This window comes from Nonlabens sp. MB-3u-79, from assembly GCF_002831625.1.
Classification (GTDB): domain Bacteria; phylum Bacteroidota; class Bacteroidia; order Flavobacteriales; family Flavobacteriaceae; genus Nonlabens.
Window position 1 is genome coordinate 960537 of the sequence record NZ_CP025116.1, and the last position, 22787, is coordinate 983323.

Sequence of the window (22787 nt, forward strand, 5' to 3'; positions counted from 1 at the left end):
GGATCTTCAGGATTAGGAATTTACTTTATCATTAGCATGATGGGGCTCTTCTGGTCTCAATATATATAATGTCTATAGCAATCTTTATTTGTATAAGTAAAAACTATGTGTTTATAAACAAAATAAGGCTGTTTAAGCTGGTTTAAAGAAATTGGCAACACCAAGTTTGATTGACTAAAAAAGCGCTTTTAAATGGTTTTAAAAGCGCTTTTTTAGTATGTAAGTGATGGAACTGGGCTCCTTAGTACTCATTGCCATCAAATTGGAGAGCAAGCCAATGAACATTCCTGAGAAAAAGGGAAAAAGTGATTTTTTATATCTAGAGGATAAAATCGAAACATAAAAACTATCAAACCACATCGGTTTCATTTTTATGATTTCAAAATCCTTTTCAAATAAACTTCTTACCGCTTTTTTATTAAAGTGAAATAAATGTCTAGGCACATCATAACCTGCCCAATACTTTCCATAAAACTTAGCATCAAAAGATTTGTAATTAGGTAAGGCTAGGATTAAAACACCATTGGGTTGTAACAACTCAAGGATTTTTTCTTTCTGCTTTTCTACATCTGGAACATGTTCTAACACATGATACATAGAAATTAAATCAAAAGAATGTGGATCAAATACTTCTAGACTTGCATGCAAATCAATTCCCTTTTCTTGAGCCACCAACCTTGCCTTAGCACTAGGTTCAAAACCGGTACCTTCAATTCCGCAATTTTGTAATGCTCCAACCAGGTCTCCTACCCCTGCACCTATATCCAACACTCTCCCGTTTAACGCAAATTCCTTAATTAAGGAAGTCTTGGACTTTAAATTAAAACCCTTAGCAAAATTATAGCATCGTGCAAAAAAAGAGGTAGCCGTGTCATCATGAGAAAGATAATCTTCGCTTTCGTAATATGGATCTAACTCCTTTGGTGGAGGAGTAGTTTTTATCAATTCTGTATTTAAATCCTGATACAACTCAAACTTTTCCTGGGTCAGAAAGTAGTCGTTAAGTGTCAGAAAGTGTTTGGAGAAATTCAAATTCATTAATTGTTTCACGTGAAACTATCGGCCCATGTGTACTAATAAAACAGAAATATCACTAGGTGACACACCAGAGATACGACTAGCCTGCGAGACAGTCACCGGTTGTATCTTAGTTAATTTTTCTCTAGCTTCATAAGAAAGTGATTTGATGCTTTTAAAATCATAATTAGACGGAATCTTTACATTTTCCAATCTGTGAAGTTTATCTGCATTGTCTTTTTCCTTGGAAATATATCCTGCATACTTCACATGTACCTCTACCTGCTCAAGAATATCATCATCTAAATCGTTCTCTTCTAAATAAGACTTCACCTGAGAAATAGTTTTAATATCTTCCAGATTGATCTGAGGACGAGAAAAGACTTTAAATAGCTTGTCATTTTGGGTAACTACTTTACTTCCCTTTGCCTCTAGTAAAGGATTCATTTCCTTATAGTCATAACTGGTGTCCCGTAAAAACTGAACCATTTTTTCAGATTCATTAGCTTTTCGCTCCACTCGACTCAAAGCTTCAGGAGTAACAATTCCCAATTCAACCGCTCTGGGTGTTAATCGTAGATCGGCATTATCTTGTCTTAGAAGCGTTCGATATTCGGCACGAGAAGTAAACATTCTATAAGGTTCATCTGTACCCTTTGTAATCAGGTCATCTACAAGAACGCCTATATAAGCTTCATCTCTTTTAAGAATAAAAGATTCTTCATCTCTAATTTTGCGCACTGCATTTATCCCAGCCATTAAACCTTGAGAAGCTGCTTCTTCATAACCGGTAGTACCATTAATCTGACCCGCAAAGTACAAATTGCTGATTAACTTGGTTTCCAGTGTATGCTTTAATTGAGTGGGCGGGAAATAATCATACTCGATGGCATATCCAGGTCTAAAAAACTTAACCTTCTCAAAACCTACGACGCTGCGCAATGCTTTAAACTGAACATCTTCAGGTAAAGAAGTACTGAACCCATTTACATAAACCTCACAGGTATTCCATCCTTCTGGTTCGACAAATATTTGATGTCTGTCCTTAGTTGCAAAACGATCTATTTTATCCTCAATACTTGGACAATATCTTGGGCCTACCGATTTGATTCTGCCATTATACATAGGCGAACGATCAAAACCCTCTCTAAGTAGATTATGTACTTCCGGACTTGTGTATGTCATATGGCAATCCCGTTGCTGCTTTAAAGAGCTGGTCAGATTACTATAACTGAACTTTGAAGTGATTGCATCACCAGGTTGAGGCTCCATTCTAGTATAATCTAATGACCTTCCATCAACTCTTGGTGGCGTACCGGTTTTCATCCTTCCAGACTCAAAACCCAATTCTACCAACTGACCAGTAATTCCAGTGGAAGCTCTTTCTCCTGCTCGTCCTCCACCAAAGTTCTTATCACCGATATGAATCAACCCGTTTAAGAATGTACCATTAGTAAGCACCACCGCTTTAGACCTTATTTCAATTCCCAAAGAGGTGCGCACGCCAACTACTTTTTCACCTTCGATGATTAATCCTAAAACCATTTCCTGATAAAAATCCAAAAGCGGAATAGCTTCCAACTGCATTCTCCATTCCTCAGAAAAACGCATACGGTCATTTTGAGTTCTTGGCGACCACATTGCTGGGCCCTTGGATTGATTAAGCATTTTAAATTGAATAGCACTCTTATCAGAAACAATACCACTCAATCCTCCTAAAGCATCTATTTCTCTAACAATTTGTCCTTTTGCGATTCCTCCCATAGCAGGATTACAAGACATCTGTCCTATGGTCTCTAAATTCATAGTGACCAATAGAGTCCGAGACCCCATGTTAGCTGCGACAGCCGCCGCTTCACTTCCAGCGTGCCCAGCACCTACTACTATTACGTCGTATTCCTTATCAAACATTGTTTATTGTTTCACGTGAAACATACCGATTTTTTCATTTTCCTTATCACGCATCAATTGCGCTTCAGCCTCCGATTTGTCACCATAACCACAAAGATGTAAAAGACCATGTGCCATTACTCTTTGCAATTCATTTATTAAGCTAACACCAAAACTGATGGCATTTTCCTTAACCCTATCAGTGCTGATGTATATTTCACCATTAATTAATCCCTCTTCACAATAATCGAAAGTGATGATATCTGTAAAAGTATCATGACCCAAATAGTCCTGATTGATCTGTAAAAGAAACTCGTCAGAACAAAAAACATAAGAAACTTCCCCTATAGTTTTAGTCTCGGACCCAGCGATTAGATCCAACCATTTGGTATAGATCAAAGCGTCCAACTGTTCAAAATCGTTCTGATAATTTAATTCAATCATTAGCTTTAAAATAGTCCTTCACCTTATTGCGGTATTGGGGCTGCAAAGGTAAGACTTGTCTATTTAAAATCTCCTTGTTATTGAAGTACTTAGAGGCATCTGGAATTTGCGCCTTGGTGTTGTTATTAAAGTCCCGCAAATTAGTACGAGCCTCCCGTTTGTTCTCCTCACCCTGCTCCAATCCTGCATCTTTTAGTTTTAATAAATCGTGCTGAATCTCCATCATTCTCTGTTGTACTTCCCTATTAAAGCCTTGATCTAATAATTGACGCTCCACAGCCTTCATTTTGTCTGTGATATCACCTACTTTTTCTTCTAAACCCTCTCGCCTTATCATGTCTTCTAACTCATTGCGCAACTCTTGCTGCTGCTTATAAATCTCATAAATACGCTTAGATTCTTCTTCACTTTCTCTATAACTTTGTTTCTCGCCTTCTTCACCTGCATCGCCATCAGCGCTTCCTGATCCATTCTTTCCCGCTTTACCGTTTTCTCCTCCACTGCCTTCACCTTCACCACCCTCACCAGATTGTCCACCTTGACCACTTTCACCAGATTTGCCAGATTCACCACTCTCACCACCTTCTCCACTTTCCCCATTCTTACCAGATTGCCCCGAAGCACCGCTTTCACCAGAAGTTCCTTTCTCCCCGTCTTTACCCTCTTTCCCCTCTGAACCAGGTTTTTCACCCTCCCCTGATTTAGAAAGACTCTCTTGCTTCTTAATAATGTTTGGTAACTGAAACCCCGGCCCTCCGTTTTTAGATTCACCCATCCCTGGCTTAGGCATAGCATCATTCATGGCATCCAGAGAATTGCTTAGCATTTCTGCAAGTGTATTTGCTCCTTTAAAAACAAATTGTTGCGAGCCTTGACCTTCACGCATTTCGAACTCAGCAATTTGGTCCAATGATTTTTCTAAGTAATAATAAATCTCTGTAACCTCTTTATTGATTTCCTGACCTATTTTAGGGTTGCGTGTTGCCAATGCAAACAAGCTGTCGTCTACATGTTCAAAAGCCAGCTCTAAATCTTTTTGAGCTTTGAGCTTTTTACCCAGATTAGGACTGAGCCTATTCATTTGCTTCATAGATTCCATGAGTTCCTCTTCTTCTACAGAAAACACAATCAAGTTATCTAATATTTGACGCAAACTTTCCGCATCTTCCTTTTCCCCTTCCTGAGACATGGAAGACATTTGAGAAGCCATACTTGCAGCTTGTTGTTGCATTTTTTGGGCTGCATTCTTTTGCTTCTTTTTGGCATCTGATGTTTTAGATTTTTCTAAATCCTCACTAGATTTCTCCTGCTCATCTTTAATTTCTTGTGATTCTTCCGGCTCAAACTCTATGTCCATAGGTTTCTTAAGACCGTCATTTTCCTTCTCCAATTCTTTCAATTCCTTTTCCCAATCTTTATACGCTACATTAAGCTTATCCTGATCCTCCTTCTTGTTATCTAGACCATCCTTTTCCGATTGTTCCTTCTGCTCCTGCGCTATCTTTTCTAGTTCTCTACCCAATTGCTCAAACTTCTGCTTTACGTAATATCTCTTAGTCAGTTCTAAAAGTTGCTCCAAATTTCTCTTTTGCTGCTTGGATTTATTCTTAGACTTATCCATTTTCTCTTTTAATTCCTCCGGAGAAATTTTGTCTTGGTACTCCCGAAGCTCTTTGAGCAGCTCTTCATTTTTCTTTAATTCTTCAGCACTTTTCTCCATTCTATCTTCCAGCAATTCCTTTATTGGATCCTTTTGGGCAGTAGACTTTTGAAGATTATCCTTCATCTTCTCTAATTCTTGACGCATTTTTTGTTCTCGCTTCTGTTGGTTCTTTAAAGCTTGATCTAACTTACGCTTGTCATTAAAACTGCGTTCCTTTTTTTGTAATTGATCTTTTGAGATTTCATCCAGTTTCTCTTGTTGTCTTTGTTGCTCTTTGACCGCTTCTTCTAAATTAGAGAAGGATTCCTTTTGTTTATTAAGCTGCTTGTCCTCAAGTTCATCGTTAGACAGCTTACGGTAAGAAAAAACCTCAGATTTACTTGACTTATAACTGTTAACTGCATCATTATCAATAACTTCAAAGTAAAACTGGTAACTTGTACCCGCTTCTAAAGGAACCTTACCTGGAAACGTAAGTAAAAACTGATCAAAGGTCCCCCGATTGGAACCCAAGACGTAACTCTTGGTCTTGGTGACATCTCCAGATGGATAATAGACAAGCTGTATTTTACGTATTCCGTAGTCATCAGCAACTTGACCTTTAAAGTACATCAAATCGGTATCTACAGAATCCTTTTTCATTTCTATGTCCAATTCTGGATACTCATCTTTTACTACATCAATTTTAAAATTGAGAGTTTCGTATTCTTTGATATGATCGTTAGAAGTTGCAATACCGTACTTGAGAGGTTGCAATACCGCTTTCGCGAAAGCGAAACTACCATCCACCTCCTGGAACATATACCTATCCTTTGGGGTAATAAAATCTACTTGAGTTGTTTTTGATGTGTTGATTTTCCATGTAATTTGAGTTCCTTGTGGAACAATTGCATTACCAGTACTCACCAATTTCTCATCTCGTTTACCCGTATGCGACGGATAATCCAAGAAAAGCTCAAAACCAATGATAACAGGCACATCATCCACATTTAGTATAAACTTTTTACTGGTCACCTCGTTAGCTGACAACTGAAAACCAATAGCTTCTAAAGGTTTTGAAAATATAAAACTAAATTTTCCAGGGGCATCTTGGGTTAAAAAATAAGTCTGATCGTTATAGTTAATACTCGCATTCTCTGGTATTTTGCTTCCACTCACCTCTACGTTGAGCTTAAAATCCCTTCGTTGCAAGGTGGTCAGTTTTTTATTGAGAACCGAAAAAGTAAAAGGAGCTGGCGGTATATACACATTATTGAAATCGGCAACCCGCTTAGCGCTATCTGTTAGTAATTCATTATTTCCCGTAAAGAACAAGCCTGCGATAATAGCAACCGGAATAGCGAGGTAGGGCAAAAACTTTTTGTTCTTTTTATAATCAATAGCAAGGCTAAAAGGTATGGGTTTGAGATCCCCACTCTTTTGATTGATACTCGCCCAAGTCAACTCGTCATCACCTCCATTTTTATGAAGCTGTAACACGTTGATCAATTTATCTGAAACTTCAGGAAAATGAGTTCCTATAATCGTACTCGCATCTCTAAAATTAATTCCTCTAGACAGCTTCAATAATCGCGCTAAAGGAATTCCTACAAAGCGAACCAAAAGAAATAATTCCATCATCATAAATAGCCCAAACAATATGGTTCTTCCCAAAGGATTGAGCCACAAGAAATACTCTATCACTACCGTTAATAAAAAATATAACAGGCCTAGAGCAACAAATAGAATCACTCCACGTATTAAGGCGTTGCGGTAGTATTTACTGATAAAACGTTGGAGCTTTTGCTCTATAATCTCAAAGTTTGTCATTGTCTATATAGTCGCGTACTTACCGTAAATATAACGGATTAGAGCGACGTTTATGACAGGAACACTAAAGACATTAAAAATGGATGTTAAGTCTTAAAACACTATTTAAAATAAGGCCGTTCACAGCAGGCTTTTAAGAGGCAATGAACCATGATAATCATACGTATAACAAGAATAGAAGATTGCTAGTTTAAGCTCCCCAAGGTTAAAGGGTGCAGACATAAAAAACATCCCAAAACAATACATTGATTATGGAACTCGAAGAAAACCTACTAGGTTGTTAACTGCTCCTTCATACTACCAACTAATCCATATCTTTGCCACACATTAAAAAATGCTAAAAATGAGTACAGATGTACGTGTAAGATTTGCTCCTAGTCCCACAGGGCCACTTCATATAGGTGGTGTGAGAACAGCACTTTTCAACTATTTATTTGCCAAAAAACACAACGGAACCTTTATCCTACGTATAGAAGATACCGATCAAAACAGGTATGTAGAAGGCGCAGAAGATTATATAATAGAAACATTGAACTGGTGTAATATTCCTTATGACGAGGGCCCAGGAAAAGAAGGCAATTGCGGACCCTACCGTCAAAGCGACCGAAAAAATATGTACCGAGCTTATGCTGAGGAATTGGTGGAGAAGGATGCCGCTTATTATGCATTTGACACCGCTGAAGAATTAGCGCAAGCAAGAGCTGTTTGTGAAGCAAATAAAGAAACTTTTATTTACAATCATAACAATAGACTAACCTTTACTAATTCTCTTACTATAAGTGCAGAAGAAGTAAAAGAACGATTAGATCGAGGCGATGAATATACCGTGCGTTTTAAGCCAGAATTGAAAACCTTAAACATGTACGACGAAATCCGTAAAGGGATAGAAATTGATACGACTTTACTGGATGATAAAGTGCTTTTTAAAAGTGATGGTATGCCTACTTATCACCTAGCAAATGTGGTAGATGATCACACCATGAATATTTCTCACGTAATTCGTGGTGAAGAATGGTTGCCTAGTATGGCCTTACATGTGTTGTTATATGAAAGTTTTGGTTGGGATCGACCTAAATTTGCACATTTACCTTTGATTTTGAAACCTACTGGTAAGGGAAAACTGAGCAAGCGCGATGGAGACAAAATGGGCTTTTCTGTCTTTCCATTAGAATGGAAAGACCCTAAATCTGGGGAGCTTTCTACTGGGTTTAGAGAAGATGGTTTTCTACCAGAAGCTATGGTCAATATTCTTGCCTTTTTAGGTTGGAATCCAGGATCAGATCAAGAGTTATTTAGTTTGGATGAATTGGTTCAAGCTTTTAGCTTGGCTAAGGTCAACAGCTCTGGGGCAAAGTATGATCCTGAAAAGGCAAAATGGTTTCAACAGCAATGGTATGTACATCAAGACGATGAAGTTGTAGGTGCCGCTTTCGCGAAAGCCTTACAAGAAAAAAATATTCCCTACGGTTCTGAAGATTATGTAAGCATGGTCGCTGGAATGGTAAAGGAACGTGCTGTATTTACCCAAGATCTATTTGAGTTGGCTGGATTCTTTTTCACAGCACCAACTGTTTATGATGAAAAAGCAGTAAAAAAAGCCTGGAAAGAAGATACTAATGAAATAATGTCTGACGTCATTCAAGTGATAACCGACACCGAAGATGATACTGCTGCTGGATTAAGTACTGCCATCAAAGGCTGGATTACTTCTCAGGAAATGGGATTTGGCAAAGTGATGATGCCTTTGAGGCTAGCACTGGTTGGTAGCCTTATGGGCCCAGATGTATTTGAAATTGCCTCAATGATAGGTAAAGAAGAAGCTATAAGTCGTATCAACACGGCGATGGAAAAATTGGGTTAAACCTTCTTTTTACACCAATAAAAAGCCTGCTGAAATTAAGTTTCAGCAGGCTTTTTTTATAACGTATAAATTGCTAGAAATAGAACCTTCCACCTACACTTAAAAAACTAAAGTTTCCATCTATATCGTCACCGATAAGGTTCGTACCCGTCAAGGAATCCACCAGTGAATAATGGTAATGTGCTGTTACTCTAAAATTGCGTACCCCTCCAGAAAAACCAATAACACCGTTTAAATTAACTGGCATCGTATTTTGAAATTCTTGTATAGCAACTGGATTTGATCCTCCTATAAAAGATTCTCCATAACGTTCTTCGTTACCTATTTTAAGTTCTCCATTTAATTGCAGTGCAGGTCCTGCTTCGATGGAAAAATAATCACTTTGAGCTATCTTCCAAGCAAGCAGAAATTTAATCTCTACTCCCAAGGTGCTCATATCAATTTTATCATTGGTCACATTTTCATTTACCGAGAAGTTGTGATTGAAGATACCTAAGGAATAAATCAAATCAAAATCATCTCTAAAGTCTCCTCTCGTTTCAAAATTTACTGACCAACCTGTTCCTTGTGTAACATTTACGTCATCACTAGTAATATTGAAAAAGGTAGCGTCCCCACCTAAACCTAAGCGATTATTATAAGAATATTTACGAGTAGTAGAAACATAGTTAACAGGGTAACTGTTTTTATCTACAATGCTTTCAAATAGATCAATAGCTTGGTCTGGATTTTCAAAATTTATAAAAGGAGCGTCCAACAGTTCTTGTGAATAGCTCGTAAATACTGTTGCGAGGAAGACTAATAATAGGAATGTATTTTTCATAATAGCTGTAACAAATTGCGCAAACATACTACTAATCTAAAGTAAGCGGGTACAATCAGTTTTAAAATATGGTCATACTGCCATAATAAAGCCCAACTTGTTTACATTTATACTTACTAATTATCATTAACCTTTTAAACAAACACCATGGGAGGATTTGGGATATTTCTAATACCTGTATTACTAGTAGTAGGGTTTTTTCTATTATTAGGCACATTTTTTACCGTAAAACAACAGACTGCTGCGGTAGTAGAGCGTTTCGGTAAGTTTACCACAATGCGTCAATCTGGACTTCAACTTAAAATACCGCTAGTTGATAAAATTGCTGGAAGAATCAATTTGAAAATCCAACAACTGGACGTTATCGTAGAGACCAAAACTAAAGATGATGTATTTGTACGTCTTAAAATTTCGGTACAGTTTCAAGTAAGAAGAGAGAAAGTTTACGATGCCTTTTACAGACTTCAAAATCCGCATGATCAGATTACCGCTTATGTATTTGATGTAGTGCGTGCCGAAGTTCCTAAAATGAAACTGGATTACGTATTTGAAAAGAAAGATGATATTGCCATTGCTGTAAAACGCGAATTAAACGAAGCCATGATGGATTATGGTTACGACATCATTAAAACACTTGTAACAGACATTGATCCAGATATACAGGTGAAGGCAGCTATGAATAGAATTAACGCAGCAGAGCGTGAGAAAACAGCTGCTGAATACGAAGCAGAAGCAGATCGTATCAAAATAGTTGCAAAAGCACGTGCAGAAGCAGAGTCCAAACGTCTACAAGGACAAGGTATCGCAGATCAAAGACGTGAGATCGCTCGCGGTTTGGAAGAAAGTGTGGATGTGCTCAACAATGTAGGTATCAACTCTCAAGAAGCAAGTGCATTGATTGTTGTTACACAACATTATGATACGCTGCAATCTATAGGTGAAGCGACACAATCTAACTTGATCTTACTTCCTAACTCACCACAAGCCGGTAGCGACATGTTGAATAACATGATTGCTAGTTTTACCGCCAGTGCGCAGATAGGGGAACAAATGAAAAAAACAAATGCTAGCAAAGAAGCAAAAGTAAAAAAAGAATCACGCTCTAGAAGAGACGACTCTACTTATGATGAAGGCAGAAGCCAAGAATAAGTTTTTAATAATAATTCATTTATAAAAACAAAAACGCGATCTGTAAGGATCGCGTTTTTTATGCTTTGTCTTTTTAAAAAGCAATTACTTTTTTAATCCTAGAAGCTTCTTAGCAACTTTAAGAAGCTCTGCTTTTTTAGCTATTGAACTTATGATATTTGATAATACCGCTACCGCAGACAACTTATCCTTAACTTCATTTATTTGAAGTTTCATAGTCTCTTGTTGTACTTGTTGTTGCAATTTTAGATATCTTAAATCCCGATCTATCTCGTCAAAACTATTGTAGACTCTCATGATTCTTTCGCATTTTTATCTTCATTATGATTAAAAAATTGGATGCTTGCCTTTCTCACTAAAATCTTTTCTAAAGTTCCCTTCAAGAAAAAAGAACATATGATCGTTACTAAAAGATAAAAGCCCCCTACTATTAAATATCCCAAAGCAATACTGTCCAATAATTCGCCAAGAAAAATGGATAAAGCAATGTTCAAAAAAAGTAACGCAATGAGAAGAAAAAAACCTAAAATGATTTGATAGCTTCCAGCTACCACGCCTTTCATGACTTTTTTGAAAAGGTCTAATTTGTGATAGCTTATCGAAGATTCTATATAATCTTCAACAGCTGTAGTAAATTCTCTAAGGTTATCTGTTAAGTTATTTCCCAAATCCTAGATTTATGCTTTTGCTTTTGCTGTATTTGACTTTTGCAATTTTGCGTTTTGTTCGCGTAATTGCTCTAGCTTAGTCTCTAATGCTACTATAGCCTCATCTGCCTTATAACTAGCGCTTGATAATGCTGTTTCTATACGTTCCTCTACACTCCCTTTTAATTCTGTAGCTGTAGAGTTTAAAGAAGATGTAAACTCTGAAGCTTTTTCAGTGACTTGCTCATAAGTTTTACGTGCTTGTTCATCAATGTCTCTCTGCGCCTTTTTAGCTTGCTTTTTAATTTTCTTTCTAGTCTTCTCTCCGCTCTCTGGCGCATACAACAATCCTACTGCTGCTCCTATTGCTACTCCTGCTGCTAATGCTACTAATGTGTTTGCTGATTTAGACATAATATTTATTTTTGTGTTAGTTTCAAAGATAATTTTAAACCGAACTCACCCTAGTTAATAACTCGTTAAGCTTAGAGGTATTAGTATCACATTACTCCTAATTGGCTGATGTTACCCTCAAATTTAGTTAAAATTATACATTTTTAATAACATATTACCAAAAAAGCTCACTTGTAGGTGAGCCTTTTGCATTCGTATAACTTTATTTTTACCGCAGTTGTATATATCCGCATTCATACCATTATAGAACGCCACACACTTTTTACGGTAAGAAAGAAAGCAGACTCTATATTTCCCTTCTTCTAGGTATCTAACTTCGCCCAATTATCACGTAAGGTTACTGTGCGGTTGAATACCATTTGATCTTTGGTACTATCTGGATCTAAACAAAAATATCCCATACGTTGAAACTGTACCGTATCTCCTACCCCTATGTTTTTCATAGCTGGCTCTGCCATTGCTATAATCACTTCCAATGAATCTGGATTCACAAATTCCATAAAATCCTTTTCCTTATCTGTGTCTGGAGATGGTACCGTGAATAAGCGATCATAAAGTCTTACTTCCACTGGTAATGCCTGAGCAACGCTTACCCAATGCAATGTTCCTTTAACTTTACGCATACTAGCCTCTGTACCACTTCCACTGCGTGAATCTGGATCATAAGTAGCATGAATCTCTGTGATATTGCCGTCAGCATCTTTGATACAGCCTTCCCCTTTTATAATATAGGCGTTTTTAAGGCGTACTTCTTTTCCATTCTTAAGACGGAAAAATTTCTTGTTTGCCTCTTCTTTATAATCTTCACGTTCAATGAAAATCTCTCTTGAAAAGGGTACTTCTCTAAAACCTCTAGACGCATCTTCCTGACTATTCTCTGCCTCTAGCATTTCCACTTTTCCTTCTGGATAGTTAGTAATTACCAATTTAATAGGATCAAGAACACACATGACACGATCGGCAGTTTTATTGAGATCATCACGTAAATGAAACTCCAGGTGATTCATGTCTACCAGATTATCACGTTTACCTATACCGATGGATTCAGCAAAGTTTTTAATCGCATTTGCTGTATAGCCACGACGTCGCAATCCGGAAATCGTAGTCATACGTGGATCGTCCCAACCCGTAACAATTCCTTGTTCTACAAGTTTTTGAAGCTTGCGCTTACTAGTAACTGTATGAGAAACGTTTCTACGAGCAAATTCTCGTTGTTTAGGACGTACCTTTTTGGAATCTGTAATCTGATCTAAAAACCAGTCATACAGCTCTCTGTGTGGCAGAAATTCCAGGGTACAAAAAGAATGTGAAATTTGTTCTAAATAATCACTTTCTCCATGAGTCCAATCGTACATAGGGTATATTTTCCAAGTATCCCCCGTTCTGTGATGTGAACGATTTACTACTCGATACATGATGGGATCACGCATCAACATATTAGTAGATTGCATATTAATTTTGGCTCGTAGGACATGTTCTGACTCTCCATACTCACCGTTTTTCATTCCTTCAAAAAGCGCTAAGTTTTCCTCTGCACTTCTATCGCGGTAAGGTCCATCTACTCCTGGTTGTGTTGGTGTTCCCTTTTGCTCTGCGATTTCTTCACTGGACTGAGAATCTACATAGGCTTTACCATCCTTAATCATTTGTACTGCCCAATCGTATAGCTCCTGAAAATAGTCTGATGCAAAACGCAGCTCATCCCATTGATAACCTAACCATTCCACGTCCTTCTTAATCGCATCTACGTACTTAGCCTCTTCCTTTGCAGGATTAGTATCATCAAAACGCAAGTTGACCGGTTGACCAAACTTCTCTCCTAACCCAAAATTGAGACATATAGCACTAGCATGACCGATGTGCAAAAACCCATTAGGCTCTGGCGGGAAACGGAAACGTAGGTTATCCTTTGAAAGGCCATTGTTCAAATCGTCTTCAATGATGTCCTCTATAAAATTATTAGGCTTTTTATCTTCACTCATTTGTATCCTTTTTTACCAATACAAATTTACTGTTTATTTTACTGCTAACGATGTACGACCTATCTTTGTTAGATGCATAAAATTCAACTAGAAAACGTAAGAATTTATACCAATCATGGTTGTCTTCTTGAAGAGGACTTAATAGGTAGTGAGTACCGAGTAGATTTACAAATAACTGCAGATCTATCTAAGAGCGCGCAGACTGATGAACTATTAGATACGGTGGACTATGTATCTCTCCATGCTATTATAGTAGAAGAAATGGCAGTGCGTTCTAAACTTTTAGAACATGTAGCACAACGTATTTTAAATCGTATTTTTAAAGAAGAATCTCTAGTAGAGAAAGCAGAAGTTAAAGTAGCCAAAATTAATCCACCTATAGGAGGTGATGTGCAAAGTGTTGTTGTAATAATGAGTCAGGAGAGAATAGAGTCAAAATAGCTTTACGACAAGAATCATGAAACAATAGGAATAGTTCCTTACTAAAACATTTTACTTCATTCAACATAGGAATAGCGTAAATTATTGTTATTTTTGCCAACCAATTATGGTACCATGGCCGAGCGGCTAGGCATGGGTCTGCAAAACCTAGTACAGCGGTTCGAATCCGCTTGGTACCTCTTAAATCCTCTATCTTCATTGATAGGGGATTTTTTAATTATTAAGGTGTTGATTATTGATTCTAAGAATCAATTATAGGTATTCGTTTTTCTTTAAATTCTTGTATTCCTTTTAATTCTGGGGCAACAGGTTCTACTTCCTCTGGCAACAAGTGAAACTGATTTTCAATTTTTTCTGTAGCAGTTGGAAAAGTTCCCTTAAAAATCAAAACGGCTCCACAGATAAACATGATAACTGCGATGATGCGTTTTAACCAGTAAATACGCAATAACGTTAGGTGTTTATTTAAACTTTTTGCTAGTATGATCTTCCCTATGTCAACAACAAAATAGGTTGCTAAAACAGATGAGAAAAACACCATAATACGTTCACTATCATTATCTAATTGTGGACTAAAGACAACGATCAACCCCAACCAAAAACCCAATACACCTATATTGATAAAATTGAGTAAAAATCCCTTTATAAACAAAGTGAAATAGTTGTTCCTTGGAACAGTAAGGACCTTGGTCTGTATTTCTTTAAGAAACGTCTTTTTTGTTTTTACAAAAGATACAATCCCGTAAAGACAAAGGATACTACCTCCAAATATAAAAAGCCCTGGGTCATCTTTAAGTTTTTCTAGAATACTAGAAGTCATGAAATAAGCTGCAAGCAAGAATACAATGTCTGCGATAATGACTCCCGCGTTTAGCGCAATAGCTGCCCTAAACCCTTTGATCGCACTAGTTTCTAGTAATGCAAAGAATACAGGTCCTATAAGAAAAGCCATTAACAGACCTATAGGTAAGGCTGTAAGAATATCGTCGAGCATTCAAAATTGAATTGAAGCTCAAAGGTAGGAAAACACTAAAGGTTTTCAAATACAGAAAACAATTTGTTATTTTTCTTTTGGAATGCTTGACCTGCTAGAGATAAACTCTTACTTATACTAAGTCTAATGCTTATCCACTATCTCTATTCTACCACCCAACAAGGTTTTTTTCTTCACCTTTAATGGATGGCCGTATACCATTACATCGCCACCTGCTCTAACGCTGATGTCGACTCTTTGAGTAGCATAGACTGCTACCTCACCACCAGCCTGTACTTTTACTTTGGTATAATCTGTTGTTAATCGGGCGTTTTCTACAATTCCGCCAGTGTTTACCACTACTATTTGATCTTCTACCTGACCTGATAACTGGACAATACCACCAGTTACAGCTCTTATATCAAGATTTTTAACGGTTAAGCCAGCTGTTACGGTAGCACCTTCTTGCACTCTTATTTCTAATCTATCTTGTTCTAGTAGTTCATTTGACACAATTAATGAACCTTCATTTGCGTCTATAACTGCAAGTTCTTTATAATACACGTGAACAAAGGTTTCTAAACCATCAAATATTTTTTCTGCTCGCATACGTATTTTTAAAACACCGTTTTTTTGAACGTATTCTACATCTTGTGCATCTCTGCCAGATATAATAATTTTATTTTCTAAAGATTTGACCAAATTTACGGTAACGAGATCGTAGGATTTTATGGTATCAAAATCAGAAACTACTGTTTCAATGGGATTTTGTGCTACAGATAGCAAAGTGAAAAGAATTGCTGTGGTAAGTACTAATTGTTTCATGATGATGTTTTTTAAAAGACTCCTTATTTTTTAATGTGTTACAATTGATTTAATACACTAATGAAAAAGCGGTACTTATTTCTAAGTACCGCTTTTTACTAACCTGAAAATCATGCCACAGCTACTCTTGATAACCTGCATTATAAATGATCTAAATCTCGTGCCAAAACTATAATTTGCAGCACATCTAATGTCTTTTACCCTTCCAAGTACCTCCGTATTTGTAATCTGCTAAGGATTGATTTTTTTCTGTACAAGATTTGCAGCAAAAAACCCATGGTTTATTAGCACCCATCTGCACTCGATACATAACCGTATCTTCTTTTTTACAAGTAGCGCAAATTTTACTTTTCATAAATTACAATTTAGGCTGTAATCTGTTTGAAATTACAACCTACAATTGAGTTACAATTACTATTAAAAATATAAAACTTTAGTTTTTCTCAACTTGTTCTTTACTTCCTATCATCCAGAAATCTAAGTGCTTTTTAACAAGGTCTGCGTTTTTTACTTTTACATAAACTTCATCTCCTAAAGTATATGTGTTTTTAGTTTTACGACCTACAACAGCAAATTCTTCTTCTACATATTCATAACTATCATCATCTAGATCACCTAATCGTATCATTCCTTCACACTTGTTAGCCATGATCTCAACATAAATACCCCAGTCGGTAACTCCAGTAATAACACCTATGAACTCCTCATCAGAATGATCTTTCATATACTTCACTTGCATGTACTTGATAGAATCTCGTTCTGCTTTTGAAGCTAATATTTCCATTTCTGAAGAATGCTCACATTTCTCCTCAAAAAGTTCTTCACTTGCTGTCTTACCACCATCTAAATAGTGTTGCAATAATCTATGCACCATAACATCTGGATAACGACGTATAGGACTTGTAAAATGTGAGTAATAATCAAAAGCAAGACCGTAATGACCAATATTATTAGTAGAATATACCGCTTTAGACATAGTACGTATCGCAAGGGTGTCTACCATATTTTGCTCTTTACTCCCTTTTACATCACTTAGTAATTTGTTTAATGATTGTGTCACCGTGTTACGATCTCTTAAATCCAGTCTGTGACCAAATTTTACCACAATATTTGCCAGTGCTCCTAATTTTTCATCATTTGGCTCATCGTGAATACGATAAATAAAAGTCTTTTTAGGTTGTTGTTTACCTATAAACCCTGCTACTTTTCTATTGGCTAGTAACATGAATTCTTCAATCATTTTATTGGCATCCTTAGAAGTCTTAAAATAAACTCCTATAGGTTCTGATTTTTCATTTAAATTGAACTTTACTTCTGATTTATCAAAACTTAAAGCTCCAGCATCCATACGTTCGGCACGCATCATCTTAGCTAGTTCATCTAATTTTAAAGTCGCATCTACGATTGCGGGTTGTATGGTAGTTTGCTTTCGCGAAAGCGATATATCAGCAGGTATTTCTCCTTTACCAGTTTCTATAATATGCTGGGCTTCTTCATAAGCAAATCGCTGGTCAGAATGAATTAGAGTACGACCAAACCACTCGTTATGAATCTTACAATTGCTATCCATTTCAAAAACAGCAGAGAAACACAATTTATCTTCATGCGGATTTAAAGAACATACCCCATTAGAAAGTACTTCTGGAAGCATAGGTACTACTCGATCGACAAGGTAAACCGAGGTTGCGCGTTCATAAGCTTCATCGTCCAGCGGTGTGCCTTCTTTTACAAAATGAGAAACATCAGCGATATGAATTCCTATCTCGTAATTTCCATTTTCTAAACTTTTAAATGATAAAGCATCATCAAAATCTTTAGCATCGGCAGGATCAATAGTATAAGTAAGCGTATCTCGCATGTCGCGGCGCTTTTCTACTTCTTTTTGAGAAATAGTTTTATCTAATTTTTCTGTATATTCTTCTACTTCGGCTGGGAATTCATAAGGAAGACCGTACTGTGCCAAAATTGCGTGAATCTCTGTATCGTGTTCACCAGGTTCTCCTAAAATATCTTTAACTCGACCATTAGGGGAATCTTGTTTATCATTCCACTCTACAAATTCTACTAGAACTACTTGACCATCTTTTGCTCCATTGATCTCACGACCTGGAATAAAGAAATCAGTTTGAATTTTAGGATCGGTAACTTTTACAAAGGCAAATTTTTCATGTACCTGTATCTCTCCTACAAATTCTGTCTTTTTACGTTTAATCACTCTGGTAATCTCTCCTTCTGGTTGAGAACCACGTTTTCTATTATAGACGTAGACTTCTACTTCATCGCCATTGAGTGCTTGGCCCAAAGAACGTTTTGGAATCATTATATCTTCATCCAGTTCTTCAGTAATTACATACCCTGTACCGCGAGTACTTACATCTATTCTTCCTATGTAATAATCAATAGCTTTAATGATCTTAAATTTGCCACGATCAATTTCTTCTATTTTACCTTTAGATTTAAGCTGGTGTAATTTCTTTATAACCTGATTACGACCGCTAGAATCGGTAATATTTAATAGGGCACAAATTTGCTTGTAGTTATAACTCTTATCAGGATCTTGCTTTATAGCATTGAGAACTGACTGACTCAAATTTGGAAAATTCGTCTTTGAATTGCTTTTTTTATCTTTATTCATATATCCTACAAAGTTAATCTTTTAGTATTGCTGAGTACTAAATACTTGTGAAAACCAATAAAATAACACCTTAGTTAACTTAGATTAACATTAAATTAAGAAAATACTTTAAATTTGTAGGATTATTTCAGTCTATTTGCTGATCAACGTTTCCCTATGCGCGTGAAAAAACCCTTACTATCTACAATTATATTTGCCGGAATCCTTCTTGCAGGTATTATAGCTTTGTATGTACTTACTTCTAGAGCTTTACAAACTGATACCGATACCATTGATAATAACGCTGTACATTATATTACTGAAGCAGAAGTTAACGTATAATTTTTATTTACCTCTACCCTATAAATATTCTCTTTTTATAAAACTGTATTAGAATATACTCAGATAGATTAATTCTACTTTCAAAAGGGGGATTTAGAAAAGGAATCCAACTATCTGTTTTTACTGTTATCAACACATATAAACAATATCATTATTTCTTTTTTTAAATTTAAATCAAATTGATGATGATGATGTAGTGTGAATAGCGGTATAACTTTTACTCCTAAAATTAGGAATCTCAAAAACTAACAACTTATATGTACTTATACACAGGTTATTTTAAAGTTAAGATACTGTTAAGTAATATAATACTATTATAAAATGACGGTTGTACACATTTGTTGACAAGCCTTATGAACATCAAATTGTAAAGAAATGAGCTCCTTAATTCTTGTTGACTTCTATCGATTTTGGTCTTAAAACTATCTTGAAAATACCTTAGTTATATTTTGGTTTTCCCAGATTAAAAAGGGTATGGACTATTCCTTTTAATATTCCTAATACAATCTTTCCTTTTCTATTAACAGGTTATATATCGCTTATGAATTATTTAAAAAACACATTGTTAACAACCTTAATAATGAACTATATTAGATAAAATCAATTACTTAAAAACATTTTTTATAAAATAAAACATAATATTAATATATTGAATTTCAATATATTATACTGTTCATATCTGTTGTTAACAAGTCTATTCTTTTGACGTGCTGTGCTTATCAGTAATTTAAAAATCAATCATTAAGTGTTTATGAAAGAGAGCTTCATTTATTAGGTATTTCTATCTATTAAAATTTACTTTTGTGCAAACACACCACACATGAAAATCTCTATAGGAAACGATCACGCAGGACCAGATTATAAACAAGCAATTGTAAAAATGCTTAAAGAACGTGGTCACCATGTTACTAATCACGGTACTGATACTTTTGACAGTGTTGATTATCCAGACTTTGCACACAAAGTAGCTCAAGATGTAGATACGTCAACTACCGAATTAGGAATAGTTATCTGTGGCAGTGCACAAGGTGTTTCTATGACTGTTAATAAGTATCAAAATGTACGTGGTGCAGTTTGTTGGATAAAGGAAATAGCAGGACTGGCACGGGAACATAATAATGCAAACGTTATATGTATTCCAGCTCGTTTTACTTCTATTCCACAAGCAGTAGCTATGGTAGAAAATTTTTTAGATACTGATTTTGCTGGGGGCCGTCATGCAAATCGTGTGAATAAAATAGCTTGTTCTTAATAAGGGAGCTGTAAGTGATTTGTCATATTTAATAATATCGTTTTTACATTGCTATCAAGTTAAATGTTAACTTCAGTATCATACATATGAATCTTAACAAACGTCAACAATATTTTGATTTAGGTAATCAATTACCTAATACGTATATACATCTCAATTTTGATAATCATTGTTACTGGCGCATCGCACTTGATAATACTCTGTTTGCAAAATGGAAGGATGTGGTACCAGCTCCAGCATATAGAAATATTACGGAAGAACAGTTGGATTATGTGATCCATCTATTGAAAAATTATCTAATAGATGAGCAATTACTGTTAGAACACAATAGGATTTCTTTGGCTTATCGAGCTAAGAATAAGTAGTATTTTTGTTTTAGAAAAGAATCATATAAAGATTTCTGCCTATGTAGAAATTGATAATTAACTTAAAAAAAGGTGTGACTCCATGAGATTTCCACCTGCTGAGAATTCATGAAAAAAGAAGCTTCTATAATTATTCATCAACTGAGAACTGCTGTACATCCAGGAAAAAAACTTATGGAAATATGGCGTGAGTTAGAATTGTACGAAGAGGAGGAGAAAGAAGAAACTTTAGACGATCTAGATATTATAAGACAAGATCTTATGGCACAAGGCGATGAAGAATTCGGTAACATGCTGGAAAAGATTATTACTGATATAAGAATCGGAGTAAAGCCACCACAGCCTAAGAATGTTCCCAAAAGGTTTTAATTATGAAAACAACTGTAAAATCTTTTTCAGAACTTCCTACACAAGAGTTGTATGCAGTACTTCAATTACGTTCAGAAGTTTTTGTAGTAGAACAAGATTGTGTCTATCAAGATTTAGATGGAAAAGATCAAAAGGCCCTTCATATTTTAGGATATGAACAGGATCAGCTTGTTGCTTATACCAGGATATTTAAACCTGGTGACTACTTTGAACAGTCCAGTATAGGAAGGGTAGTCGTAAGCCCTCAGCATCGAGGAAAATCTTATGGTCAGGAAATTATGAAGGCGAGTCTCGCTTTCGCGAAAGCGGAAAACTATACATCTATAAAGATTTCTGCACAGTGTTATCTGGACAAATTTTATACGGATTTAGGTTTTGTCTTTACTGGAGAAAAATATTTGGAAGACGGGATACCACATCAAGCCATGCTTTTAGAATTCTAACGCGGAGTAAGCAGATAGAATTTTTATCTTAAGGAATGAGGCATATGTGATTTATATCACATTTTTAAAGCATGAACAATAGTACTATTGAGCTCATAATTAAAGTCAGGTATCATGAAAAAAAATATGGGAAGTATCGATAGAATAGTTCGTGTACTGCTAGCTATAATCATATCAATTTTATTTTTTACCAATGTAGTTTCTGGTACATTAGGTGTTTTTTTATTAGTTATAGGTGGTGTTTTCTTAGCGACTAGTTTTATCAACTTCTGTCCTTTGTATTCAATTTTAGGAATCAATTCTTGTCCTGTTAAGAAATAGATCATATCAATTTTGGCCTATTTCAAGAGGAACATATAAGCAGGTCACAGCTCTATTTTATGATGATAAGTAAGCTAAAAATAAATTCCTTTTTTAAGGTCTTTTGAAATCCCAACAGGGCTTATTTTGTAGCGCGTTCTAGTCGATCATTAATAGACTTTCCTAAACCAGTATCTGGCAATCGTTGCGCTACTATCAAGTCTAAGTCCAATTTATCGAGATCGTGCATAGCACTGTACAATTTAGAAGCGGCTTCTTTTAAATCTCCAGTTTCAGTTAAATAGATAGTTTTTGCAACTTCAAGCTCTTTTGACTCTTTTATATGAAGCAGCAATCCTATTTTTTGATGAGGATGCTGCGCAATAAAACTGGCTATATTTTCAACAAGATATGTTTTTGTTTGAGGGGCGTAGTGTTTTTCCAGCATTCCAGGGGCATTGGGAGCTTTATCTTTATTATTTTTAAGAGTTACATTACCCACTACTGCTCTAATGTCTTCTATAGAAATAGACCCTAATCTATACACTACAGCTTCCTTATTTTCAAAACCTACGATGGTAGATTCAATCCCGTTTTTACAGTCACCACCATCGAGCACCATTTCTAATGCACCATCAAAATAATTTTTTACGTGTTGCGCAGTCGTAGGACTTATATGCGTAAACGGATTTGCACTCGGTGCAGCCACTGGAAAAGGAAGGCTTTTTAGTAATTTTAGGGTTAAATCATGATGAGGCATTCTTATTCCTACTGTATTACTTCCCGCGGTGATGAGGTCTGGAACAGCGGCCTGTTTTTTTAAAATTAAAGTCAGTGAACCTGGCCAAAACGCTTTAGCTAATAGTTGTGCCTTTTCTGGAAAATCAACAGCCAGCTCCATCACTTGTTCCATACTGTGAATATGTACAATCAGCGGATTAAAAAAAGGTCTTTTTTTTAATTCAAAAATCTTTTTAATCGCTGAGTCGCTATAGATATTAGCGGCCAGCCCGTATACGGTTTCGGTAGGAATAGCTACTAGTTCGTCACGAGAGAGAATTTCTGCTGCTTTTAAGATGTCTTTTGAAACAAGTGTCATGAGGTGTTCCTAAATGTTTTTAGGCGCTGCAAATATCGTTGTAATTAAGGAATTTTAGTAGTTTA

At 36.0% G+C, this 22787-nt stretch carries 23 protein-coding genes and 1 tRNA gene; 10 read left to right on the plus strand and 14 right to left on the minus strand.

Translation table 11 applies throughout. The features are described from left to right. Window positions 1–198: 198 nt before the first annotated feature. The 4 genes from CW736_RS04335 to CW736_RS04350 are packed head-to-tail and all read right to left on the minus strand — an operon-like array spanning window position 199 to window position 6823. Window positions 199–1038 carry a class I SAM-dependent methyltransferase gene (locus CW736_RS04335; RefSeq protein WP_101012738.1) on the minus strand — a complete coding sequence of 280 codons (840 nt, stop codon included), beginning with the start codon at window positions 1036–1038 and terminating at the stop codon, window positions 199–201. Between the two features lie 18 nt (window positions 1039–1056). Beyond that, on the minus strand, window positions 1057–2928 hold the full coding sequence (mnmG, locus tag CW736_RS04340; RefSeq protein ID WP_101012739.1) for a tRNA uridine-5-carboxymethylaminomethyl(34) synthesis enzyme MnmG: 1872 nt from the start codon (window positions 2926–2928) through the stop codon (window positions 1057–1059). A gap of 3 nt (window positions 2929–2931) precedes the next feature. Next, window positions 2932–3351, minus strand: coding sequence for an rRNA maturation RNase YbeY (gene ybeY / locus CW736_RS04345; protein WP_101012740.1), 420 nt, complete (start codon window positions 3349–3351; stop codon window positions 2932–2934). Continuing rightward, a complete protein-coding gene (locus tag CW736_RS04350) occupies window positions 3344–6823 on the minus strand; it encodes a hypothetical protein (protein WP_101012741.1) in 3480 nt (1159 codons plus the stop codon). Before CW736_RS04350 ends, ybeY begins: the two co-directional genes overlap by 8 nt. Window positions 6824–7166: 343 nt before the next feature. Here CW736_RS04350 and gltX point away from each other — a divergent pair, with 343 nt between their 5' ends. Further along, the gene (gene gltX / locus CW736_RS04355; RefSeq protein ID WP_101012742.1) at window positions 7167–8684 is read left to right on the plus strand and encodes a glutamate--tRNA ligase; all 1518 of its coding nucleotides are present in this window, start codon (window positions 7167–7169) and stop codon (window positions 8682–8684) included. 73 nt (window positions 8685–8757) lie between these two features. Here the strand turns inward: gltX and CW736_RS04360 are convergent, their stop codons facing one another. Beyond that, entirely contained in the window at window positions 8758–9507 is a 750-nt protein-coding gene (locus tag CW736_RS04360; RefSeq protein ID WP_198519341.1) for a hypothetical protein, read from the minus strand. A 147-nt stretch (window positions 9508–9654) separates the two neighbouring features. Here CW736_RS04360 and CW736_RS04365 point away from each other — a divergent pair, with 147 nt between their 5' ends. After that, entirely contained in the window at window positions 9655–10656 is a 1002-nt protein-coding gene (locus tag CW736_RS04365) for an SPFH domain-containing protein (protein WP_101012743.1), read from the plus strand. Window positions 10657–10740: 84 nt separating this feature from the next. Here CW736_RS04365 and CW736_RS04370 read toward each other — a convergent pair whose 3' ends face one another. From CW736_RS04370 to CW736_RS04385, 4 genes are all read right to left on the minus strand, one after another. Continuing rightward, window positions 10741–10953 (minus strand): DUF6327 family protein, encoded by a 213-nt coding sequence (locus tag CW736_RS04370; protein WP_101012744.1) that lies wholly within the window; start codon window positions 10951–10953, stop codon window positions 10741–10743. Beyond that, window positions 10950–11324: a phage holin family protein gene (locus tag CW736_RS04375; protein ID WP_101012745.1), complete on the minus strand. Its 375-nt coding sequence runs from the start codon at window positions 11322–11324 to the stop codon at window positions 10950–10952. The genes CW736_RS04370 and CW736_RS04375 overlap by 4 nt, the downstream gene beginning before the upstream one ends. Before the next feature lie 9 nt (window positions 11325–11333). Beyond that, window positions 11334–11717 carry a YtxH domain-containing protein gene (locus CW736_RS04380; RefSeq protein ID WP_101012746.1) on the minus strand — a complete coding sequence of 128 codons (384 nt, stop codon included), beginning with the start codon at window positions 11715–11717 and terminating at the stop codon, window positions 11334–11336. 302 nt (window positions 11718–12019) lie between these two features. After that, entirely contained in the window at window positions 12020–13699 is a 1680-nt protein-coding gene (locus CW736_RS04385; protein ID WP_101012747.1) for a glutamine--tRNA ligase/YqeY domain fusion protein, read from the minus strand. A gap of 72 nt (window positions 13700–13771) precedes the next feature. Between CW736_RS04385 and folB the strand changes: the two genes are divergently transcribed. Together folB and CW736_RS04395 are read left to right on the plus strand one after the other, a co-directional pair. Then, window positions 13772–14140: a dihydroneopterin aldolase gene (gene folB / locus CW736_RS04390; RefSeq protein WP_101012748.1), complete on the plus strand. Its 369-nt coding sequence runs from the start codon at window positions 13772–13774 to the stop codon at window positions 14138–14140. 108 nt (window positions 14141–14248) lie between these two features. Further along, window positions 14249–14319, plus strand: a tRNA-Cys gene (locus tag CW736_RS04395). Between the two features lie 62 nt (window positions 14320–14381). On the opposite strand, the gene CW736_RS04400 is transcribed toward CW736_RS04395, so the two are convergent. From CW736_RS04400 to rnr, 4 genes are all read right to left on the minus strand, one after another. After that, window positions 14382–15134, minus strand: coding sequence for a LysE family translocator (locus tag CW736_RS04400; RefSeq protein ID WP_101012749.1), 753 nt, complete (start codon window positions 15132–15134; stop codon window positions 14382–14384). 123 nt (window positions 15135–15257) lie between these two features. Continuing rightward, entirely contained in the window at window positions 15258–15938 is a 681-nt protein-coding gene (locus tag CW736_RS04405) for a head GIN domain-containing protein (protein ID WP_101012750.1), read from the minus strand. A gap of 187 nt (window positions 15939–16125) precedes the next feature. After that, the gene (locus CW736_RS14195) at window positions 16126–16293 is read right to left on the minus strand and encodes a hypothetical protein (RefSeq protein WP_198519342.1); all 168 of its coding nucleotides are present in this window, start codon (window positions 16291–16293) and stop codon (window positions 16126–16128) included. A 78-nt stretch (window positions 16294–16371) separates the two neighbouring features. Then, window positions 16372–18573, minus strand: a complete 2202-nt coding sequence (rnr, locus tag CW736_RS04410; protein WP_101012751.1) for a ribonuclease R — start codon at window positions 18571–18573, stop codon at window positions 16372–16374. 156 nt (window positions 18574–18729) lie between these two features. Here rnr and CW736_RS14020 point away from each other — a divergent pair, with 156 nt between their 5' ends. The 6 genes from CW736_RS14020 to CW736_RS04435 all read left to right on the plus strand — a co-directional run bounded on the left by CW736_RS14020 (window position 18730) and on the right by CW736_RS04435 (window position 21644). After that, window positions 18730–18894, plus strand: a complete 165-nt coding sequence (locus tag CW736_RS14020; RefSeq protein WP_157810879.1) for a hypothetical protein — start codon at window positions 18730–18732, stop codon at window positions 18892–18894. 820 nt (window positions 18895–19714) lie between these two features. After that, complete coding sequence (locus tag CW736_RS04415) at window positions 19715–20146, plus strand: RpiB/LacA/LacB family sugar-phosphate isomerase (protein ID WP_101012752.1); 432 nt, start codon at window positions 19715–19717, stop codon at window positions 20144–20146. A gap of 86 nt (window positions 20147–20232) precedes the next feature. Next, entirely contained in the window at window positions 20233–20511 is a 279-nt protein-coding gene (locus CW736_RS04420) for an acetyltransferase (protein WP_101012753.1), read from the plus strand. Between the two features lie 108 nt (window positions 20512–20619). Beyond that, the gene (locus CW736_RS04425) at window positions 20620–20880 is read left to right on the plus strand and encodes a hypothetical protein (RefSeq protein WP_101012754.1); all 261 of its coding nucleotides are present in this window, start codon (window positions 20620–20622) and stop codon (window positions 20878–20880) included. A 2-nt stretch (window positions 20881–20882) separates the two neighbouring features. Continuing rightward, a complete protein-coding gene (locus CW736_RS04430; protein WP_101012755.1) occupies window positions 20883–21323 on the plus strand; it encodes a GNAT family N-acetyltransferase in 441 nt (146 codons plus the stop codon). A 126-nt stretch (window positions 21324–21449) separates the two neighbouring features. Further along, window positions 21450–21644: a DUF2892 domain-containing protein gene (locus CW736_RS04435; RefSeq protein WP_317044420.1), complete on the plus strand. Its 195-nt coding sequence runs from the start codon at window positions 21450–21452 to the stop codon at window positions 21642–21644. Between the two features lie 121 nt (window positions 21645–21765). Here CW736_RS04435 and CW736_RS04440 read toward each other — a convergent pair whose 3' ends face one another. Continuing rightward, complete coding sequence (locus CW736_RS04440; protein WP_101012757.1) at window positions 21766–22722, minus strand: L-threonylcarbamoyladenylate synthase; 957 nt, start codon at window positions 22720–22722, stop codon at window positions 21766–21768. Window positions 22723–22787: the final 65 nt, after the last annotated feature.

Excerpts from the sequence above, each read along its gene's own strand:
- gltX (WP_101012742.1), top strand. The coding sequence starts at position 7,167 with ATGAGTACAGATGTACGTGTAAGATTTGCTCCTAGTCCCACAGGGCCA.
- CW736_RS04400 (WP_101012749.1), bottom strand. The coding sequence starts at position 15,134 with ATGCTCGACGATATTCTTACAGCCTTACCTATAGGTCTGTTAATGGCT.
- CW736_RS04370 (WP_101012744.1), bottom strand. The coding sequence starts at position 10,953 with ATGAGAGTCTACAATAGTTTTGACGAGATAGATCGGGATTTAAGATAT.
- CW736_RS04440 (WP_101012757.1), bottom strand. The coding sequence starts at position 22,722 with ATGACACTTGTTTCAAAAGACATCTTAAAAGCAGCAGAAATTCTCTCT.
- CW736_RS04360 (WP_198519341.1), bottom strand. The coding sequence starts at position 9,507 with ATGAAAAATACATTCCTATTATTAGTCTTCCTCGCAACAGTATTTACG.
- ybeY (WP_101012740.1), bottom strand. The coding sequence starts at position 3,351 with ATGATTGAATTAAATTATCAGAACGATTTTGAACAGTTGGACGCTTTG.
- CW736_RS04365 (WP_101012743.1), top strand. The coding sequence starts at position 9,655 with ATGGGAGGATTTGGGATATTTCTAATACCTGTATTACTAGTAGTAGGG.
- CW736_RS04380 (WP_101012746.1), bottom strand. The coding sequence starts at position 11,717 with ATGTCTAAATCAGCAAACACATTAGTAGCATTAGCAGCAGGAGTAGCA.
- CW736_RS14195 (WP_198519342.1), bottom strand. The coding sequence starts at position 16,293 with ATGAAAAGTAAAATTTGCGCTACTTGTAAAAAAGAAGATACGGTTATG.
- CW736_RS04335 (WP_101012738.1), bottom strand. The coding sequence starts at position 1,038 with ATGAATTTGAATTTCTCCAAACACTTTCTGACACTTAACGACTACTTT.
- CW736_RS04435 (WP_317044420.1), top strand. The coding sequence starts at position 21,450 with ATGGGAAGTATCGATAGAATAGTTCGTGTACTGCTAGCTATAATCATA.
- CW736_RS04425 (WP_101012754.1), top strand. The coding sequence starts at position 20,620 with ATGAAAAAAGAAGCTTCTATAATTATTCATCAACTGAGAACTGCTGTA.
- rnr (WP_101012751.1), bottom strand. The coding sequence starts at position 18,573 with ATGAATAAAGATAAAAAAAGCAATTCAAAGACGAATTTTCCAAATTTG.
- CW736_RS04420 (WP_101012753.1), top strand. The coding sequence starts at position 20,233 with ATGAATCTTAACAAACGTCAACAATATTTTGATTTAGGTAATCAATTA.
- CW736_RS04415 (WP_101012752.1), top strand. The coding sequence starts at position 19,715 with ATGAAAATCTCTATAGGAAACGATCACGCAGGACCAGATTATAAACAA.
- CW736_RS04385 (WP_101012747.1), bottom strand. The coding sequence starts at position 13,699 with ATGAGTGAAGATAAAAAGCCTAATAATTTTATAGAGGACATCATTGAA.
- CW736_RS14020 (WP_157810879.1), top strand. The coding sequence starts at position 18,730 with ATGCGCGTGAAAAAACCCTTACTATCTACAATTATATTTGCCGGAATC.
- mnmG (WP_101012739.1), bottom strand. The coding sequence starts at position 2,928 with ATGTTTGATAAGGAATACGACGTAATAGTAGTAGGTGCTGGGCACGCT.
- folB (WP_101012748.1), top strand. The coding sequence starts at position 13,772 with ATGCATAAAATTCAACTAGAAAACGTAAGAATTTATACCAATCATGGT.
- CW736_RS04405 (WP_101012750.1), bottom strand. The coding sequence starts at position 15,938 with ATGAAACAATTAGTACTTACCACAGCAATTCTTTTCACTTTGCTATCT.
- CW736_RS04350 (WP_101012741.1), bottom strand. The coding sequence starts at position 6,823 with ATGACAAACTTTGAGATTATAGAGCAAAAGCTCCAACGTTTTATCAGT.
- CW736_RS04430 (WP_101012755.1), top strand. The coding sequence starts at position 20,883 with ATGAAAACAACTGTAAAATCTTTTTCAGAACTTCCTACACAAGAGTTG.